The following is an 18968-nucleotide window of genomic DNA, read 5'->3' as shown; positions in this document are numbered from 1 at the left end:
GAGTGACTAATTTGATATAATTGACATGCTGCTGCTAGATTTAAAAGATAGATTTCCAAATAACAAAGCTAATATCCACAATTCCGACATTACATAGAGGTGAATGATGAAATTTCCTGCATTTTGTTTATTCTTGTTTGTTTGCATGCTGCTCCTGCCAACTTATGCGCTTGGCGCAGAATCCCCCGCTGCTATTAAACTTTTTATGAATGAGAAGCGATTGACTTCTACGGAAGTAGAACCCCGCATCGTTAGTGGAAATACCATTGTGCCCGTGCGAATTATTGTTCAAGAAATCGGAGCTAAAGTAACTTGGGACCAAGCTGCCCGCAAAGTGACAATTGTCAAGGATGATGTCAATATTCAACTGGTCATTGATAGCAAGACTGCCGTGATCAATGGCAAAAAAGAAACGATGGAAGTAGCGCCGATCATTGAAAATGGAAATACCATGCTGCCTCTTAGTTTCATTGGTTCCAGAATGGGTATTGAATTTAAGTGGGACGGATTAACGTCTTCCGTCCATATGTTCAAAAAAGATGATACCGACTCCAAACCAGTAACGGCTCCTGTTGACACAGGGGATGGGAATCAGCCAGGGACTCCGAAACCGACAGCGCCTCCAACGGTGGCGCCAACGAAACCAACTACGCCCCCAACTGTGCCTCCAACTGCACCTCCGACCGGGGATGAGAACGGGATAAAGCCTCCTGATCCCAATGTTCATTTGTTGAACTTGATTCAGCTTACGGAAAAGGATTTGATTGTGAACGCCAAGGACGGAGCACTAACGCCAACCGTGTTAAAATTATCCAATCCCAATCGCATTGTATTCGATTTCCCGAATACGAAATTGGATGAATCTCTCCAGAAGCTGCTTGTTAATAATGCTGGTGAATTACCGTCCAAGCACCCGTTAGTTCAGAAAGTGCGCTTTTCCAATTTCGCGGATAACCCTGCTACCGTAAGGATTATTCTTGATTTGAAAGGTGCGGCGGACTATAAGGCACAAACTTCCAAGCTTCCTAATCAATGGACAGCTACGATTGCTGAACACCAATTAACAGTCGTTATTGATGCTGGACATGGTGATCAAGATCCGGGAGCTTTGTCTATTACCGGAAAGCACGAGAAGGAATTTACACTTGCAACAGCGAAGAAGGTAGAGAAGCTGCTTGCTCAAGATAAGCGGGTTGTTGTAATGATGACGAGATCCGATGATACGTTCATACCGCTGGATAACCGAGTTTCTTTTGCCAATGACAATATGGTAGATCTATTCCTGTCCATTCATGGGAATAGCGCCAAATCAACCGTAACAGGGACGGAAACGTACTATAACAGACCGGAAAGCATAGATTTTGCCAATGTCGTGCATCAGAAAGTGGTGGCAGCGACGGGATTCCCTGATCGCAAGGTGCGCCAAGCGGATTTTCGGGTAATTACCAAAACAACAATGCCAGCTGTCCTAGTAGAAGTGGGATATTTGTCTAACAAAAGTGATGAATCTGCCATGTACAAAGAAGCTTTTCAAGACAAAGTAGCCGCTTCCCTCGTAGCTGCAATCAAAGAATATTTGAACCTTAAATAAGAGACGAGAGCTTATATGCAGCTTTCGAAGTTAGTTTTGCTATGCAAAACGCTAAGGAGTGAGTGAGATGACCAAAACAAGTCGCCTGTTCCATGGGGTTCTGCTTGTAAGTGCCATCACGTTATCGTTAACTGCCTGTGGTCAGAAACCGCAAATGATAGGTGGAGCTACGCCTCCATCTACGGATGCGCCTCTAACAACACCGGTGGCACCAAGTCCTACACCAATCCCGTCCCCAACACCCGAACCGTTGAAACAGAAGACGGTGAAAGCTTTTTACAGTGATCAGGACGAGATGAAGCTTGTTGAAAAAGAAGTCACAATCAGCTACAAACTGGATTCCGATGTCTATGAAGCCGCTTTGAAGGCGCTCAAAAAGAGTGATGATCCGAAAGCCGTTTCGTTATTTGACGATTTGACATTCACGAGTACGGCTTTTGACAAAGCCAAGGGTGAACTTAAAATCGATCTTAAATTCGGACCTAAAACACAATTAGGCGCCCCAGGCGAGGAATTGTTTTTGCAGGCCTTGAAGAAAACCGTTTTTCAATTTCCGGAAGTGAAAACCTTGTATGTTCTGAAAGACGGCAAACAAGTCGATAGTTTAATGGGTCATATAGAGCTTCCGTATCCGATTAAACGACCTAACTAAATGGAGTAGCAGAGGAGTCAATATCAACGATGAAAAATAAGAAATTGGCAAGTGCAATTGTAAGTTCATTAATCGTAACAAGTCTTGCGGGGACGCCGGCATTGGCTGCAAATACGACGCCTAACTCAACATCCCCAGCTAATAATGTGAAAACTTCTTTCCCAGATGTGAGTTCAGACTATTGGGGCATTCGTCATATTTCCAAACTGGCTTTAGAGGGCGTTATTGATGGATTTGAGGACGGAGCCTACCGCGCTGAAAATTCGGTTACGCAGCAGGATGTACTGATTATGGCAACACGAATGATGGGCCTTCAAGGTGATGTCGATGCCATGACGAATTCAACGATTTTCCCTGACTTCATGTTAGTGGATAACTATGCACGCAATTATGTGGCTATCGCTCTTCAAAAAGGCTTAATCACCAATGAAGAAGAGAAACAAAGAAGTCTGGATGAGAAGTCCAAAGAAAAGTGGGGCGAACGGAAAGCAACCCGAGAATGGGTAGCTGAAGTCGTGGTCCGTGCAATTGGCAAAGGTGCGTTAGCGCAAAGCATGTCAACGACGCCAACTACGTTTAAAGATAATAATTCCATTAGCAGCACAACGTTAGGGTATGTGAATGCGGCGGTTTCGCTGAAAATCGTAGATGGCTTTGAGGATGGCAGCTTTCAGCCTAAAGGTGTTGTCACGCGCGCACAAATGGCAGCATTTCTGAGTCGCTCTCAGAAGAATCTGGCTACACTGCCATCACGTGTCGTCAAAGGCTATTTAACTTCGCTAACAAGCGGCAGCATTGGTCTTATGGATAAAGACGGGAATACAAGTACATACAAACTCTCGTCAAACGCTGTATTCTACGGCAACAAGAATGACACGGCAATTGAAGCGAATACGAATACGTTCCAAGAAACATATGAAGTGTCTATCGTTCAAGTAAATGGTACAGCTTACTATGTAGAAATTCTCAGCGATGAGCTTCAACTGGATATCAAAGAAGGCAAGCTGCTCAAGCTGAATTTGGGGACAATGAAAGCTACGCTCGATGATTACGAAAGTTATGATCTGGCTACAGACGTTAGTATAACCGATACGAAGGGTCATGGAATGAGCCTTGGAGAGATCGTCCCAGGCAGTACACTTCAACTGCGTAAAAGCAAGATTGTAAAAACGGACAAATATACATCTGTTGTTGTAAAGCAGGTTCCCGTTAACAAGACAGCAACTGGTACCATTCAGAACATTAACAAAGATACGATGCAAGTTACTCTTTTGGAATTAACTTCCGGAGAAGCTGAAACGTATACGTTCTCCAGCAGTTTGATTGCAACGTTGGCAGATAACAGCTTGGTAGATATTAATTCCTTGCATGTTGGGGATACGATTGATTACACTGTCAAAAACAGTGAAGCTGTTAAGATTATTGTTAAAAAGCAGGCAGACGTTGGTGTCAGCATAGAGGGAACGCTTAAAGGCTTAAGTGATGATAAGACTTATCTGACCATTACTAAGACATCAGGCTCCGCGCTAGCGGCATATTTACTTGCTGATAATGTTCAAGTTCAAATTAATGGTTTAACGTCGCCTAGTATCTATGACATTGCTCCTGGCGATCAATTGAAGCTTGATGTTCTGAATAATAAGGTTACATTAATAACGGTGACGAATCGTTCGATTGATAATTTATACTTTGCTAAAATTGACAACTATAATGCAACGTCGAAATTACTAACCGTTATTGATAACATGGGTATTCCGCATGCTTATAAATTGACGGATACGGTTTCTATTTCTTACGCGGGGCAAACACTTCCCTTCTCCAATTTCACCAGTACATTTACCGCTGGGAAATATGTTGATTTGTTAGTTTCTAAGAGTAACGTAACACAAATTAAAATGTCCCAACAACTGGATGGTGCGCTGACACAATTAAATCTGCAAACCAACGATGTTACGTTGAAAACAGACAGTGGTCAAAGCTTAACGTTCAAGCTTACTTACGCGCCGCAAGTCGAACTGGCTAATAAGCAGAACAGCACATTGTCTGATTTAAAAGTAGGCGATAATGTAAGCTTAATGCTCAGCTTTGATCAAAATATTGTTACGAAAATTGTGACAAGCAAGATGGGACTTTATAAAACAGCGATTGTAAACATCAACAGTAAACAAATTACGGTGACCGATGACGCGAATAACTCTTATACGATTTCCTTAGAGGGTGTTCCAATTGTCAAAGCAGATCAAACTTCAGGAGCGCTTTCCGATTTCGCTATTGATGATTACGTGAGATTAACGTTCAAAGGGCTTGCTGTTTTGAAAGCAGAAATCAATAGCCCAATTCGCGGTAAAGTAACAGGTGTTAATGCAGCAAGCATGAGTTTAACGGTTCAGGATTTCGCAGGCAGAAATCAAGTCGTTAGCGTGGGCAGCAACTATGGCGTCAAGATGAACGGTGGTTTGGATCTTAGCTTCTCTTCCATCAAAGTTGGCGATCGCGTTCAGGTGATGAAGGATGCGAGTGACAAGGTGATTATTCAAGTTGCTGCTGCCTTAAAGCGTGAGGTGGATAATTTTAATAGCATCGTAAATCAATTTAATTTCAAATCAACAAGCGCCGGAGACAAAACGTCCTATAATCTTTTCCCAAGAGCGTATTACCATAAAGGGACAGATGTTGTGGTTCCAACTGCTTTTGTAAGTGGAGATCAAGTCATGATTTATGTCCTGGATAATAAAATTGTCGAGATTGAAAAATAAGTTTTGAACAAATTTGATTGCTTATCCGTCTGTAAATTAGAAGCAAAACTTCTATGACAGGCGGATTTTTATTCATTTTAAAAATAAATATGGCATTTTTTTAGAAAATGTTCGCATTTTGACGCTTTCAAGCATTGATTCTACCCGCACAATTCGATAAACTGGAGAATATTACGTCCCTAAGGAAGTAAAGACATGACGCAGAAGATTGTAAGGCATATTTTGGATACCATCGCTGATCTCTTTCCGGATGCACATTGCGAGCTTCGCCACAGCAACCCTTTCGAACTTACGATAGCGGTACTGCTGTCAGCGCAATGTACCGATGAAACCGTGAATAAGGTGACATTGGATTTATTTCAGAAATATAAGACGCCTGAAGATTATTTGGCTGTTCCGCTTGAGGAGCTTGAGCAAGATATTCGACGGATTGGACTATTTCGAAATAAGGCAAGTAATATTCAAAAATTGTGTCGACTGTTACTGGACAAGTTTGATGGCGAAATTCCAGAAAAACACGAGCAATTGATCGAGCTTCCTGGCGTAGGCCGCAAAACCGCTAATGTCGTAGTATCGAATGCTTTTGGTGTCCCTGCTATCGCGGTTGACACACATGTTGAGCGAGTCTCCAAAAGGCTGGGATTGGTTGGCTGGGACGACTCGGTACTAGAGGTTGAGAAGAAGCTGATGAAGAAGGTTCCGCGAGAGGAATGGACACTGACCCATCATCGTCTAATCTTTTTTGGTCGTTATCACTGTAAAGCACAGAACCCCATGTGCACGGTATGCCCTTTGCTCAATGTATGCCGTGAGGGCAAGAAGCGTATGAAATCAGGCCCAATTAGGAAAACTATTACAAACAAATGATATGCAGACAAAGGATGGGATTTAAAATGAAATGCATCGCCGTATACACCAATAGTTTTGAACTGTTCTCTGATATTTTTGAACAAGTGATTAATACACCATTAGCCGATAATGAGGAAAAAGTCATTGAAGGTGTAACAGTCAGTGAATCAGGTGAGGTTCCTCAGAATTACATAGACAAAATGAAAACAAAAACAGAAGTTGTTGTCATGAAAGTAAGGGATTCAGACATTACAATTTTGCAGCACCGCGATGTTTTTGAAATTTTCTTACCGGAAAAAGAAAAAGCCGTCATGTCCTAAACAACGAAATCTCCCTTTGGGAGATTTTTTTCTGTGTCGTGAAGGGCACGTTTAGCTAGAACGGTGAATAAGGAGCGGAATGGACGAATGACGCAAGCGATAGATTCAAGTATCTCGGTGATGCCGGATGCGATCAGGAACATGCAGGTTACGCTGCAAACAGCAGGTGATCTTGATAATGCGAATAAATTAGGGCAATTGCTTGATAAGATTCAGTCTGGACGCATGAACATTGCCTTCTGCGGACATTTCTCAGCTGGGAAATCTACTTTAATTAATCAACTTTGCGGGCATGCTTTATTGCCTTCAAGTCCTATTCCAACAAGCGCGAATATCGTAAGCATTCGCAATGGGGAACCGGGGGCTCATGTTAGTCATCGGCTGCGTTCAGAAGATGCAGGGGTGCAGGCGAAGCAAACGACGATTGCTCTGGAAGAGCTTGATGCTTATTGTGTTAATGGGACGGATATTGAAACCGTGGAGATCACCTATCCGATTGCTTTCTTGGGCGAGCATACGGCGCTGCTGGATACCCCAGGAATTGATTCAACGGATGATGCCCATCACCAATCCACAGAGTCGGCCTTGCATTTGGCTGATGTGGTGTTCTATGTGATGGACTACAACCATGTGCAGTCGGAAGTTAATCTCGCGTTTACGAAAAAGATGAAAGAATGGGGCAAGCCTCTCTACCTGGTTGTCAATATGATTGACAAACACAAGGAATGGGAGCTGCCTTTTGCTCAGTATCAAGAAGGGACGAAGCAAGCCTTTTTGAGCTGGGGCATCGAGCCGGACGGCCTGCTGTTCGTTACGATGAAGGAGCCGAGCCATCCGCATAATGAGTATGCGAAATTGCAATGGCTGCTTAGCCGTTTGATTGAGCGCGGTGATGAGCTGCGAAGCTACAGCATCGACGCTTCCGCGCGTTATTTGGCAGCGGAGCACGGCAAGTGGCTGGCTGAACAGCATGAGCCGCTCAAGGCGGAGCTTATGGAGCAAATCAGCCAAGAAGGCGACGTGCAGGAGATTCAGGCGCAAGTTGCTGCGAAGCAGGCGGAGCTTGCGTCTTTGAAGGGGCTACCTGAAGCCTTGACGGCAAGCTTGCGCAAGGAAGTTGGCGTGATTATCGAGAACGCCAATATTACACCGGCTTTGACCCGGGATCAGGCGCACTCGTATCTGGAGAGCCGCAAGCCAGGGTTCAAAGTTGGTTTCTTCTCGCGCGCCGCGCAAACGGCTGCAGAGACGGAGAAACGGTTAGCTTCGTTTCAAGCCGATCTAGCTGAGCAAGTAGAAGCGCAGATCGACTGGCATCTGCGGGATGCTTTGAAAAAGGCTGCGCAAAGCAATGGGCAGTTCGATACGGCGCTAATTGCGCAAATTGAAGCCATTCAAGTTCCTGTGACAACGGCATGGTTGGCGTCACAAGTGAACGCCGGCGCTACTTTCGGCGGTGAATATACGCTGAATTATATGAAACAGGTGTCATCCGACATTAAGCAGCAGTACCGCAAAATGGCTTTTGCGATCATTGATCTGTTGGCGGATGCTGTACGTGAGCATTCCGCGCAAGCGATAGCAGCGCTTGCTGCAGAGCTTGAAGCGCTTGGCGTTCGTCTAAGCGCGAGCAGGGAACTGCAGCGCCTGGAGGACGCCGAGGCGGCGGGTACCGCCCAGCTGCTGGCTATGGCCAGCTGGCGGAAGCCCGCTGCGCCGGCGCTGCCGGACGCGCAGCTGTACACGGCCATGGAGGAGACGGCAGCCGCCCCGCTAAGCGGGGGGCTGGTCGGTGACTCCGTCACCTGCTCGCCTATGCATCCAAGGCTAGCCGTGACCTCCATGGATAAGATCCTGCAGGCCGCCGCGACAGCGTCAGCGGCCGCAGGCGCCACGGCTGCCCCTGTGGAGGCAGCCGCTGTTCCAGCGCCTACCGCGTTCACCTCAGGTGAACACGGCAGGCGCATGGAGCGCAAGGCCGCCGACTTGCAGGCGGCCTCGAGCCTCATCGACGCCTTGCCGTCGATGAAATCGATCGCGCGCTCCATGCGCGATAAATCGGAACGTCTGCGGCAGCGGACGTTCACGATCGCCCTGTTCGGCGCTTTCAGTGCCGGCAAATCCTCTTTCGCCAACAGCTTGATTGGCGAAAGAGTGCTGCCGGTCTCGCCGAACCCGACGACGGCGGCGATCAATAAGATCATGCCGCCGCAAGAAGGTTGGCCGCATGGTACGGCTAAGGTGAAGATGAAGAAGGCTGACGCGATTCAGGAGGATGTTCTGTATTCCTTGGAAATTCTAGGCGTGCCGGCCTCCGATATGGCGTCTGCGCTGAAACGCATTAGCGCACTTTCGCCATCGGATGTAACCGCCAAAGGAAAACCGCACTATTCTTTCTTGAAAGCTGTAGAGAAAGGCTGGTCACTGGCAGCGGATCAGTTGGGTTCCGAGCTCAAAATCACAAAAGAAGAATTCCCCAGCTATGTGGCTGATGAATCCAAGTCTTGTTTTGTAGAATTTATAGAACTGTATTATTCAAATCCTTTGACAGATCAAGGCATTATTTTCGTCGATACGCCTGGAGCCGATTCGATTAATGCCCGTCATACGGGAGTGGCTTTTAATTATATTAAAAATGCTGATGCCATTCTGTTCGTGACGTATTATAATCATGCGTTCTCGCAAGCGGATCGTGAATTCCTTCTGCAGCTCGGCCGTGTCAAAGATAGCTTTGAAATGGATAAAATGTTTTTCATCGTCAATGCCGCTGATCTTGCAGCTAGCCGTGAAGAATTGGATGGGGTCATTAAACATGTGGAAACGAACTTGCTTCAGCATGGAATCCGAAATCCAAGAATTTATCCGATCTCCAGTTATTTAGCTTCCGAAGGGAAAATAAATGGCGATGAAGCGCTCATTGCCCAATCAGGGATTCAGCCCTTTGAGCAGGATTTTGTCAAGTTTACTTTCAACGAACTCAGTGAAGTTGCTGTACATTCAGCTAATTTGGAATTAAATCGTGCGATTGCTACGATGCAGCAATGGTTGGAGCGTGCTCAATCCGGTGAGGTCAATCGGAAGCTTCAGCTCGCCCAGTTGGCTCAGGATGAGCAAGCAGGCGCCACACTGTTAGAGAACACGGGCTTTGAAGCCGAGTTGAAAGAGCTGAGGAAAGAGATTCAGGAGCTTTTGTATTATGTGAAGCAGCGCACGATGTATCGCTTCGGAGAGCTGTATAATTACGCCTTCAATCCCTCCACGTTCAGAGATGAGGCGAGAGACCCGAAACAAGCGCTGCAAGCTGCCTGGAATGAATTGATCAGGATGATTGGCTACGATCTGTCCCAAGAAGTTCTAGCAACCACGCTGCGGGTTGAGAATCGGATGAATTTGATTAGCGGTAATCGAGTGAAACGCTGGGATGACCAGCTTCGTGACATCATGGATGGCTACGAAAGCAGCACTTATGAATTAAATTCATTTGCCACACCGGAAATTAGTGCGAAATTAGAAGTGCCTGATGTTTCCCTGAAATTGCTTCAAGGACACTTTAAAAATGCGAAGCAGTTTTTTGAAGGGGATGGCAAAAGCAAGCTAAGGGCTGATTTGGAAAATCGCATGACGGCCCCTGTTGCCCAGTTTATGGAACATCGCACTTTGGAGCTTGAGCAAGCTTATGCCAATCAACTGGAAAATTGGCTGCTTCAGCAGAAGAATTTGATGCTTCAGCAGTGGCAAGAACATGCCGAAGGCATGCGTGATGCGCTGGAAATGAAGATTGATTTGAATGAACTAATATCCATTCAGCATCAATTGAAAGCCTTTGTTTCTTGAATTTTGTGAAGGGTTGGTCTTGTTCTTAGGAACTTGGCCAACCCTTTTTCATGCATGCTCATGTAAGGGTTTACAATGGCGGGTATCGGGATGATTTTAAAGAATAGAGGGGATTCCTGCAAGTTTTTGTGAGGTTATGGTCGTTTAAGCGTTTAAATCCTGTTTTCTTCTGATTGCTCGCTCCTAGGGATGGTGTTAAGATTCATTAAGTATTAAAACGCTTACCTAGCTTTTCCAATTTATCCTTCTGAGGAGGGGACCCCCAACGTGGATGTGTTCAGGCAACTGAAGCCGTATTTCTGGCCAGAGAAGAAGTTATTTTTCGGAGCAATTTTATGTTTAGCAATGGCAACAGCGCTTGGCCTGGTTTACCCGAATTTACTTCGGTATTTAATTGACAACGTAATCGCAAAGAAACAATTTGAGCTCGTTCCCAAACTCGCACTAATCGTTGTTTTAGTCGTATCAACCAAAGGGATATTCCAATTTCTACATGGCTTATGTGGAGGCCGCTTGGGGAATCGTGTTGCCTATCACTTACGGAATGCGCTGTACAATAAGCTTCAGTACTTATCCTTCCAATATTATGATCAAGCAAGAACAGGGGATCTGATGTCACGGTTGACCGCTGATTTGGAAGCGATTCGGCAATTCATCGGTTTTGGATTTGCACAGCTTCTGAACGTGGTCCTGATGCTGGTGTTCGGGATGGGCATGATGTTCTCGATTAACTGGAAATTGGCGCTGCTGACCATGATTACGATGCCGTTTCTGGCATTTACCGCTGTGCGCTTTGAAGGGAAAATCCATCCGGCTTTCCGAATGGTCCGTCAATCGCTCAGTACGATGACTACCGCGGTGCAAGAAAATATTACAGGGGTACGGACCGTTAAATCCTTTGCCCGTGAGCCTCATGAAGTGACGAAATTCTCAGCCCGCAATGAGGACTACAAAGCGATGAACATCGAAACCTCAGGAATATGGGCCAAATATTTTCCAATCATGGAAATTCTGGCGAACTTGAGTGTAGTTACACTGCTTGGCGCTGGCGGCTATATGGTTATACAAAACACGATCACGCTAGGCGAGCTAGTAGCCTGCTTTAGTCTGATATGGTACATCATTGGACCTATGTGGGGTTTAGGGTTTCATATCAATAACTTTACGCAAACGAAGGCTTCCGGAGAGAAAATCCTGGAAATCTTGCATCAATATATGCATGTGAAAGATCAACAGGACGCTATTGCTTTGAACAACGATGAGGTGCAAGGACATGTGCGTTTTGATCATGTGACCTTCGCTTATCCAGAGAAGCAGCCTGCCCTGTATGACTTCACGCTGGATGCTCCGCCGGGATCTGTCATCGGTTTGTTAGGAAGCACAGGTTCGGGTAAAACGACGGTCATTTCGCTCTTGATGCGGGCGTACAACGTCAAAGAAGGCAAAGTTGAACTGGACGGCAAAGATATTCGTTCCGTGCAGCTGGAAACCTACCGGAATCAAATTGCGACGGTTTTCCAAGAGACCTTTTTATTCTCTTCAACGATTCGCAACAATATCGCTTATGGACGTAAAGATGTGACGATGGAGGAAATCATCCGCGCAGCAACATTGTCCAAAGCGCATAATTTCATCATGGAGCTTCCGGAAGGCTATGACACTGTTGTAGGTGAACGCGGCCTTGGTTTATCAGGCGGACAAAAGCAGCGGATTGCGATCGCTAGAGCTTTGCTTAAAGATCCCAAAATCCTTGTGCTTGACGATGCAACAAGCGCTGTTGATATGGAAACGGAACACGAAATTCAAGCTGGCTTTGGCGAAGTTATGAAAGGGCGTACAACGTTCATCATTGCCCATCGTATTTCTTCTTTGAAGCATGCGGATGAAATTATTGTATTGGATAAAGGCCGAATTGTTCAACGCGGTGTCCATCAGGACCTGCTGCAGCAGGAAGGACTTTACCGTCAAACTTATCAGATTCAATATGCAGACCAGCCTCCGAAGTCAGCTGCCGAGACCCAAGCTGCGGCTGCGAAGGAAACGAATTCCGAGACGTTGCTGGATACTCAACTACATGCAGCTGCGCAAGAAAGAAGGTTAGCACATTGAGTACGAATACAAAGCAAACGGATGCTTCTGCCGATAACGAACAATCGCAAGCCGGACAGCGCTTCGTTTATCAAGACGATGAATTAATAGATAAACCGTTTGATTGGAGCCAGTTGAAGCGTTTATTTAGTTACATGAAGCCTTACCGGAAACAAATGCTGCCCATTATTATCATCATGATGCTAGTGGGCGCCATAACCAAATTGACCGTTCCCTTGCTCATTCGCGAAGCGATTGACAAAGCCATCATCCCGAAGGACACTAATTTGCTTATTATCATTGTTGGCATTATGTTCGGCGTCTATTTGATTCAATGGCTTGCCAATACGTTTCGCATTAAATTCACGAATATGATTGGGCAGCGCGTTATTTATGACTTGCGTCATGATTTATTCAGTCATATTCAGAAGCTCTCGTTCCGTTTTTTCGATACAAGACCTGCCGGATCAGTCCTTGTACGGGTAACGAACTATGTCAATTCGCTACAAGATTTATTTACAAACGGCGTTGTCAATTTACTTATTGATGTGGTTCAGCTCTGTGGAATCATTATTATTTTGTTGACCTTTAATTTCAAGCTGGGCGCTGCGATTATCGTAACCGTTCCAATTATGTTTTTCGTGAGCACGAAGCTTCGCAAAAAGATTCGCCATGCGTGGCAGGACGTGACGATGAAACAATCGCGCCTGAATGCTCACTTAAATGAATGTATTCAAGGCATTCGCGTAACACAAGCGTATAGTCAAGAGAAAGAGAATATCCATTTCTTCACCAAAATGAATATGGTCAATCGTCTGTCGTGGAACAGAGCTTCCATGCTGAACCAATCCTTTGGTCCACTGATCGAAATTACAGGCGCAATCGGCTATTGCATCTTGTTCTGGCTGGGAGCTCATCTTATTCAAACCGAAGAAATCTCGGTCGGCTTGTTGGTTGCGTTCGCTACATACATCGGTTATTTCTGGGAGCCAATTACACGCCTAGGGCAAATGTATTCACAACTGCTCATTGCGATGGCTTCTGCGGAAAGAATCTTTGAATTTATTGATGAGAAGCCAAGTGTAGCTGAGCTTGAAGATGCAAAACCATTGCCAAGCATTCAAGGGAATGTGAAATTCGAGAATTTGGTGTTTGAATATGAACCAGGCCGTCCTGCGCTAAACGGGATTCAGTTGGATGTACAGGCTGGTCAATCGATTGCGCTCGTTGGGCACACGGGGTCGGGTAAAAGTACCATCATGAACTTACTATGCCGTTTCTATGATCCGAATCAAGGAAGAGTGCTAATCGATGGTCAGGATATCCGTCAGGTTACCATTCAAAGCTTGCGTTCGCAGATTGGCGTCGTGCTGCAGGATACGTTTATCTTCTCGGGCACCATTAGAGACAATATTCGTTTTGGCCGCTTGGATGCGACTGACCAAGAAATTGAACAAGTAGCCAAAGCTGTTCATGCGCATGATTTTATCGTGAGTTTGCCCGGCGGCTATGATACCGAAGTTCAAGAGCGCGGGAACGTATTGTCTATGGGCCAGCGTCAGTTGATTTCTTTTGCTAGAGCGCTGCTCGCTAATCCGCGAGTGCTCATTCTGGATGAAGCTACGGCAAGTATTGATACGGACACCGAGCTTAAAATCCAACAAGCGCTTAAGACGCTGCTTGCTGGACGGACATCGTTTATCGTTGCTCACCGCTTATCCACGATACGCAATGCAGACAAAATTGTCGTGCTTGATCATGGACGTATGATGGAGATCGGCAATCATGATGAATTGATGAAAGAGCAGAAGATCTATTACGGACTTATTCAAGCGCAATATAAATTTTTGCAGGATGCTGTGTAAGGTTAAGGAAGAAGCTGGTTAACTGCTATGGCGGTTAATCGGCTTTTTTGTTACAATAAATACGAACATACGATCTCTCGTCGAACTAATCTGTTTTGTAGCGTTTGCAAATTTAGGCAAGAAGCTATACTCTTAGAGTGAATTATGCCATTTATTCGCAGGAGGGGACTTCATTGAAATCAACTCGTTTCATCTGGGGGGCAATTGGCCTGACCGCAACGATATCCACGATTGTTTTCGCTGTAGGCTTTGCCTATGCCGCGAATCAAATATGGTTTCCCAAAGCATCTGGAGATCTTCAGCTTGTGACCGAAGCCCCGAAGAAAGAATCTATGATTGAAAGCAGAAGCAAGCTTCAAATTGTTGCCTTGGGCGATTCATTGACAGCGGGAACAGGCGACAATACAGGCAAAGGTTATGTCGGCCGTGTTCGGGAGAAGCTGGAGAAGGAAACCGGCAAACCGGTATTTTTGCTTAATAATTTAGCAATTCCTGGCTACAAGAGTGATCAGCTGCTAGCCGATCTTGCCCTCAAAAAGACGCAGGATGCGCTTGCGCAGGCAGACATTATTTTGCTTACCATCGGTGGCAATGATATTTTCGCCGGAGGGGAAGGCCTCTTTACTGGCGAGAACCAAACCGAATTTAACCCTGAAGCCGCAGCCAAACGTGTAGCTCCTGCACTGCTTCAAATGGACAAGATTCTGCAAGCCATCCATCAGGCAAATCCGAAAGCAACCTTGCTCTATGTTGGTCTGTATCACCCATTTCTGGATTTAGATCCAAAAAGAGAAGGTTCGTTAATTGTACAACGTTGGAATGACGGCGTTTTTGGCATGATGAATCGCTATCCGGAGATGGTGATTGTCCCAACTTATGATTTATTTGAACAAAATTTGATTAAATATTTGTCTTCAGCCGATCATTTTCACCCCAACAGTGATGGCTATGAGCGGATTGCTGATCGAATTGTACAAATTTTGAAATAGGAAGGGGAGACCAGAATGAATGGAACAGGAACATCACCAGCCGTTGTGCTATCCGTGAGAAATGTGAAGAAGAGAATAAAAAATAAAGAGATTATCAAAGGGATTTCATTTGATGTCTATGCCGGAGAGATCTTTGGTTTCTTAGGGCCTAACGGATCGGGGAAAACAACAACTATTCGGATGCTTGTTGATCTCATTCGTCCAACGGAGGGAACGATCCATATATGCGGGTTTGACGTGCGTAAACAGCATGATCAAGCGATGCAGCAAGTAGGGTGTATCGTAGAGAATCCGGAGCTTTACAGTTACTTGACGGGTTGGGAAAATCTTGAGCATTTCGCCCGAATGCTGCCGGATGTCGATGAGAAGCGAATTCAAGAAGTCGTCGAAATCGTCTCGATGGATCAACGCATTCATGATAAAGTGCGGACCTATTCCTTGGGCATGCGTCAGCGATTAGGCATTGCTCAGGCACTGCTGGGACGGCCAAGCTTATTAATCTTGGACGAGCCTACGAATGGCTTGGATCCGCAAGGGATCAAGGAAATGCGGGAATTTATTCAGCGTTTAGCCGCGGACGGCTTGAGTCTATTCGTCTCGAGTCACCTGCTTACTGAAATTCAGCAAATGTGTGATCGTGTTGCGATTATTAGTCATGGCGAGGTTATTCAAGTCGGAGCGGTTCATGATTTAATTGCGCAAGGCGGAAAAGTCGTCTGGACGGTGTCTCCGGCTGAACAAGCTGAGGGGCTTCTACATGCGTCGTCACTGGTTACGGCCGTTGAAGCAGTCGAACAGGACTTAACCATTCTTGCACAACCTTCGGTGAAACAAATTGTTACACAAATGGATAAAGAACATGTTCCGCAGCTAAGTCGGCAATTAATGGAAGCAGGAATTAGCCTGTACGCTGTAGAAATCAAAAATCCAACACTAGAAGATTTGTTCTTAAGCCTAACCGAAGGTGAAACCATTCAATAGGGGGAGGGTGAGAGAAATGCTAATTCTTGTGGATCTTGTCAAAAATGAATGTATCAAGATGATTAAGAAAAAACGTTTTTATGTGATTGTCCTCATTCTACTTGCTCTCATCCCCATGTTCACTTATGCCCAGATGCGTGTTGCCCAAAATACGCAGAAGCAGTTTGGAACAACGGACTGGAAAGCGGATCAACGTCAAAAAATTGTCGACTGGGAGAAGCGTTTAAGCTCAGCACGAACACCGGATGAGTGGAAGCAGCAGCTGCGTGTGCAAATCCAGATTGCCAACTATTATTTAGATAAAGATGTGGATCCAACCTCACCTAACGCCGTGACTTTTACACGTGATTTTGTCAAAAATGCAGTAGGATTATTCATTCCTTTGATTATCATGGTCATTTCCGCAGACATCGTATCATCCGAGCATTCTACGGGGACTATTAAATTATTGTTGACAAGACCGGTCCGGCGATGGAAAATCCTATTGAGTAAATTAATTACAGTCGTCTTCTTTACTTCGCTGACAGTTCTGTCTACCGCTGTGCTTTGTTACCTGATTTCCGGTGTGGTTTTTGGCTACGGAGGATGGTTGGAACCTGTGATTACAGGCATTCAGCTTTCGGGTACTGATGTGGATTTCAGTATGGCGCGAGCCGTTGATCAATGGTTCTTTCTCTTGATGGAACTTGGATTGGTTTGGTTCTCAGCGATTGTCGTTGCTTTGATGTCGCTGATGCTTTCCGTGCTTGTCCGCTCTACAGCAGCTGGTATGGGGGTCATGCTGGCGGTATTGATATCAGGTACAATTCTTTCGAATATGGTATCGTCCTGGGAAACCGCAAAATATTTATTCATGGTTAATTTGGACTTAACGAAGTATTTAACGGGAGGTTTGCCGCCGATCAAGGGGATGGACTTGACGTTCTCCCTAAGTGTTTTAAGCGTTTGGGCGTTGGCCTCGCTTATTGTTTCGTTTACCGTTTTCTCCCGTAAAGATGTGTTGAATTAGGATAAACAAGGTGAGACTTTGATCTCTATCAAAGATCCCCTATTAGAGATAAAGGAGGGCTTCAATGACTGAGCAGCTAGAATTTGCGAATGGAAAAGCCCCTGCATCGGATTATGATGTGGATGATATACAGGTTCTGGAGGGACTTGTTGCGGTGCGCAAAAGACCAGGGATGTATATCGGCAGCACAAGTGCTTCCGGCTTGCATCATTTGATCTGGGAGATCGTAGATAATGCGGTTGATGAGCATCTAGCGAAGCATTGTTCCAAGATTACGGTCACCATACATAAAGATCAGTCGATTACCGTGCAGGATAACGGCAGGGGCATTCCGACTGGGACGCACAAGACAGGTGTTCCAACACCGCAAGTTGTGTTTACCATTCTTCATGCCGGAGGAAAGTTCGGCGGTTCTGGCTACAAGAAATCTGGGGGATTGCATGGTGTTGGAGCATCCGTTACCAATGCGCTTTCAGAGTGGCTGGAAGTAGAAATCAACCGTGACGGCAAGGTGCACAAAATGCGCTTTGAGTATTGGGTTGATGATAAGGGTATTGAACATGTTGGTGAACCCGTTACAGGTCTTGATATTATCGGGAATACGAATCGCACAGGAACGAAGGTAACCTTCAAGCCTGACAAACGCGTATTCCAAGGCGGAACAACGATTAGCTATGATACACTTGCAGAGCGATTGCAAGAAATTGCGTTTTTGAATTCCGGTCTTCTTGTTAATTTGAAGGATGAAAGAACGGATAAACTGGATTCATTCCAGTACGAAGGCGGCGCAAGCCAATTCGTTGAATTCCTCAATGAAGAGAAGACGGTGCTTCATCCTGTGATTCATTTTGCCTCCGAGAAGGATGAAATTGAAGTTGAAGTCGCACTTCAATACAACGACGGGTATACCGAAACGATTGCTTCTTTCGTGAATGCGATTCCGACCCGCGGCGGCGGTACACATGAGACTGGCTTCAAGACAGCCTATACGCGTGTGATGAATGAATATGCCCGCAAAGCAGGAATTCTCAAAGAAAAAGAGAAAAATCTAGACGGTACCGATCTTCGTGAAGGTATGATGGTCGTTATTAATATTAAAATGGGCGATGTGGAATTCGTCGGTCAAACGAAGGATCAGCTCGGAAGTGCCATTGCACGAAGCGTCGTAGATGCGATTGTAACGGATAAAATGACTGTGTTTTTGGAGGAAAATCCACAAATCGCCCAAATGATGCTGAGGAAAGCTGTACAAGCATCGAAAGCCAGAGAAGCTGCTCGCAAAGCACGCGAAGAGATTCGCAGCGGCAAGAAAGGAAAGAGCGAAAGCTCCAACCTGAACGGCAAGCTGACGCCTGCACAATCGAAGGATTTGCAGCGTAATGAATTGTTCGTCGTGGAAGGTGATTCCGCTGGCGGTTCGGCGAAGCAAGGACGCGACTCGAAGCACCAAGCTATTTTGCCGCTCAAAGGAAAGCCGATGAATCCCGAGAAAGCGAAGCTTCTCGACATTATGAAGAATGAAGAGTACAAAGCGATCATCGCTGCTATTGGAGCAGGTGTTGGTTCCGAATTTGAATTAGAAGAGATGAATTACGGCAAGATTATTATTATGACAGATGCAGATACGGACGGCGCGCATATTCAAGTGCTGCTCCTGACCTTCTTCTACCGCTACATGAAGCCTTTGATTGATGCCGGCAAAATCTATATCGCCCAGCCTCCTCTGTATAAAGTGACCAGAAAAGGCAAAAATGGCGGTCATCGTTATGCTTGGACAGATGATCAATTGCAGGTTGTCGTCAAAGAATTAGGCAAGAATACCGAGCTTCAGCGTTACAAGGGTCTTGGCGAGATGAATCCGGATCAGCTGTGGGAAACGACGATGAATCCCGAGAGCCGGACACTTCTGCAAGTGCAAATTGAAGATGCGGCGAAAGCTGAGCGTCGTGTAACAACTTTGATGGGTGATAAAGTAGATCCGCGCAAGCGTTGGATTATCGAGAACGTCGATTTTACCGAATATGTAGAGTAGAC

12 protein-coding genes are annotated in these 18968 nt (G+C 45.6%); all 12 read left to right on the top strand.

The window, feature by feature from the left end; genetic code table 11:
* Positions 1 to 103 precede the first annotated feature (103 nt).
* Positions 104 to 1591: an N-acetylmuramoyl-L-alanine amidase family protein gene (locus HQN90_RS01610; RefSeq protein ID WP_246361995.1), complete on the top strand. Its 1488-nt coding sequence runs from the start codon at positions 104 to 106 to the stop codon at positions 1589 to 1591.
* A gap of 67 nt (positions 1592 to 1658) precedes the next feature.
* Positions 1659 to 2243 carry a GerMN domain-containing protein gene (locus HQN90_RS01605; RefSeq protein WP_173215842.1) on the top strand — a complete coding sequence of 195 codons (585 nt, stop codon included), beginning with the start codon at positions 1659 to 1661 and terminating at the stop codon, positions 2241 to 2243.
* Between the two features lie 29 nt (positions 2244 to 2272).
* Positions 2273 to 4999, top strand: coding sequence for an S-layer homology domain-containing protein (locus tag HQN90_RS01600; RefSeq protein ID WP_173215840.1), 2727 nt, complete (start codon positions 2273 to 2275; stop codon positions 4997 to 4999).
* Positions 5000 to 5194: 195 nt separating this feature from the next.
* Complete coding sequence (gene nth, locus HQN90_RS01595) at positions 5195 to 5866, top strand: endonuclease III (protein ID WP_173215838.1); 672 nt, start codon at positions 5195 to 5197, stop codon at positions 5864 to 5866.
* Positions 5867 to 5892: 26 nt separating this feature from the next.
* Positions 5893 to 6168, top strand: coding sequence for an NAD/NADP transhydrogenase alpha subunit (locus tag HQN90_RS01590; protein ID WP_079420808.1), 276 nt, complete (start codon positions 5893 to 5895; stop codon positions 6166 to 6168).
* Between the two features lie 87 nt (positions 6169 to 6255).
* Positions 6256 to 10002: a dynamin family protein gene (locus HQN90_RS01585; protein WP_173215836.1), complete on the top strand. Its 3747-nt coding sequence runs from the start codon at positions 6256 to 6258 to the stop codon at positions 10000 to 10002.
* 267 nt (positions 10003 to 10269) lie between these two features.
* Entirely contained in the window at positions 10270 to 12111 is a 1842-nt protein-coding gene (locus tag HQN90_RS01580) for an ABC transporter transmembrane domain-containing protein (RefSeq protein ID WP_173215834.1), read from the top strand.
* Positions 12108 to 13955, top strand: coding sequence for an ABC transporter ATP-binding protein (locus HQN90_RS01575; protein WP_246361993.1), 1848 nt, complete (start codon positions 12108 to 12110; stop codon positions 13953 to 13955). The genes HQN90_RS01580 and HQN90_RS01575 overlap by 4 nt, the downstream gene beginning before the upstream one ends.
* 173 nt (positions 13956 to 14128) lie before the next feature.
* Positions 14129 to 14944 carry a GDSL-type esterase/lipase family protein gene (locus HQN90_RS01570; RefSeq protein ID WP_173215832.1) on the top strand — a complete coding sequence of 272 codons (816 nt, stop codon included), beginning with the start codon at positions 14129 to 14131 and terminating at the stop codon, positions 14942 to 14944.
* A gap of 15 nt (positions 14945 to 14959) precedes the next feature.
* Positions 14960 to 15925 carry an ABC transporter ATP-binding protein gene (locus tag HQN90_RS01565; RefSeq protein WP_173215830.1) on the top strand — a complete coding sequence of 322 codons (966 nt, stop codon included), beginning with the start codon at positions 14960 to 14962 and terminating at the stop codon, positions 15923 to 15925.
* A gap of 16 nt (positions 15926 to 15941) precedes the next feature.
* The gene (locus HQN90_RS01560; RefSeq protein WP_173215828.1) at positions 15942 to 16934 is read left to right on the top strand and encodes an ABC transporter permease; all 993 of its coding nucleotides are present in this window, start codon (positions 15942 to 15944) and stop codon (positions 16932 to 16934) included.
* A 64-nt stretch (positions 16935 to 16998) separates the two neighbouring features.
* Positions 16999 to 18966 carry a DNA topoisomerase IV subunit B gene (gene parE, locus HQN90_RS01555; RefSeq protein ID WP_173215826.1) on the top strand — a complete coding sequence of 656 codons (1968 nt, stop codon included), beginning with the start codon at positions 16999 to 17001 and terminating at the stop codon, positions 18964 to 18966.
* Positions 18967 to 18968 lie beyond the last annotated feature (2 nt).

The sequence above is a fragment of the Paenibacillus alba genome, assembly GCF_013204855.1.
GTDB lineage: Bacteria > Bacillota > Bacilli > Paenibacillales > NBRC-103111 > Paenibacillus_E > Paenibacillus_E alba.
This window is presented reverse-complemented; position numbering and strand designations above follow the sequence as displayed.